Below are 1,961 nucleotides of genomic sequence, written 5' to 3'. Positions count from 1 at the left end.
TTGCTTCAGGCCGCGCGGAAGATCGCCTGTTGGGGCGAGTCTTTGAGTCTTGCTGTGACTGCTGTGTTGGCGCACTGCCCGCCCTGCTTCAAGGACGATGAGGCGGAACGCTCGTCTCAGCCGGAGCCGCGTGCGGCTGAGCTACTGGCGCCGATGTTGGGGTGGACCAACTACCGCAGTGATCAGTTCATGCTCATCGCCTTTGGCGGGGGGTGCAAGATCTTCTGTGTAAGTACGGGTGACCTGACCAGGAGGCGGACAGGGGTCCGCCTTGCTAGGAAGGACACTCTGCGTGAGCAAGTCTGGGAAGTCTTCCTCGGTTCAGGAGCTGGTCAGCGAGGCGCTGGCCGAGGGGTCTGGGCAGGGGCTGCCGTCGGGGCTGTCGCCGGGTCCGGTGGAGTTGCCGGAGCAGGCGGCTGCGAGGCGGCTGGCCGAGCTTGTCTCGCCGGCAGGGATCGATCAGATCCTGGCCGATGCCGAGCAGGCCGGGATGTCGTTGGACGGTCCGGATGGGCTTATCAACGCGTTGACGAAGGCGGTGATCGAGCGGGCATACGGGGCGGAGATGGAAGATCATCTCGGCTATGTCAAGGGTGACCCGGCGGGAAATGGGTCGGGGAATTCGCGGAACGGATTCTCGTCCAAGACGGTGATTACCTCGGCCGGGCCGGTGCGGGTCGATGTTCCTCGAGACCGAAATGGTGAGTTCAACCCGAAGATCGTGCCGAAAGGGAAGCGCAGGATCGGGCAGATCGATGACATGATCTTGTCGTTGTATGCGCGGGGAATGACCACCCGCGATATCGCCGCGCATCTGGGCGAGGTGTATGGGGCGAGCGTGAGCCCGGAGCTGATCTCGTCGGTCACCGATGTGGTCGCCGATGAGATCACCGCGTGGCAGAACCGGCCGACCGAGCGGGTCTACCCGATCGTCTACATCGACGCCATCATGGTCAAGATCCGCACCGAGGGTGTGGTGTCCAACCGGCCCGCATACATCGTCACAGGCGTGGACGTGGAGGGTGTGAAGAACGTCCTGGGCCTGTGGATCGGCCCGTCTGATGGCGAGGGTGCGGCGTACTGGCAGAGCGTGCTGAACGAGCTCCGCAACCGCGGCACCGAGGACGTACTCATCGTGTGCTGCGACGGGCTGAAAGGGCTGCCCGAGGCGATCGGCACGGTCTGGCCGAAAGCGATCGTGCAGACCTGTGTGGTTCACCTGATCCGCAATTCGATGAAGTTCGTCTCTTACGGCGACCGAAAAGCCGTCGCGAAAGCATTGAAGCCGATCTACACCGCGGTGAACGAGGCGGCTGCGAAATCCTCACTGGAGCACCTTCGCCAGCAGTGGGGAAAGAAATACCCCGGGCTGGTCGATGTGTGGGAAAGGGCCTGGGACCGGTTCATCCCGTTCCTCGAATTCCACCCCGCTATACGGAAGGTGATTTACACGACAAACGCGATCGAGTCCATCAATTATCAGCTGAGAAAGATCACTAAAACGCGCGGGCATTTCCCGAGCGAAGAATCCGCGATGAAGCTGCTGTATCTGGGGATCCGTAACATCAGTGGACGCCACATCGACGGCGAGGGCCGCATCCGGGCCAAGGGTGAACGTGGCACCGGCACCTACGGCTGGAAGGCCGCTCTGAACGCCTTCGCCGTCCGCTTCGGCGACCGGCTCCCCATCTAACCAACCATCACACCCAGTAACAATAGTCAGGAGAAAAAGTCGCCCGAACTTACACAGAAAACTTGACACGCTCCCTTGGCGTTGACAGACCTGCCGAACACCCGGCAGGCGTTGGAACGCGGCGAACTCGAATTCTCCGAGTGCGGACGATCGTCGACCGGCTCACCCTCCTACCCCCAGCCGACCGCGCCACCGTGGATGAGGCGATCTTCCCTGAGGTGTTGAAACTCCGGGCCGGGCTGCTGCGGCTGCACATCGAAGCCGAAAT

General features: G+C 62.1%; 1 protein-coding gene. It reads left to right on the top strand.

Annotated features, from left to right (window positions below):
- Positions 1-367: 367 nt before the first annotated feature.
- Complete coding sequence (locus B141_RS0106330; protein ID WP_420313576.1) at positions 368-1,693, top strand: IS256 family transposase; 1,326 nt, start codon at positions 368-370, stop codon at positions 1,691-1,693.
- Positions 1,694-1,961: the final 268 nt, after the last annotated feature.

The organism is Actinopolymorpha alba DSM 45243, assembly GCF_000373925.1.
Taxonomy (GTDB): Bacteria; Actinomycetota; Actinomycetes; order Propionibacteriales; family Actinopolymorphaceae; genus Actinopolymorpha; species Actinopolymorpha alba.
This window is presented reverse-complemented; position numbering and strand designations above follow the sequence as displayed.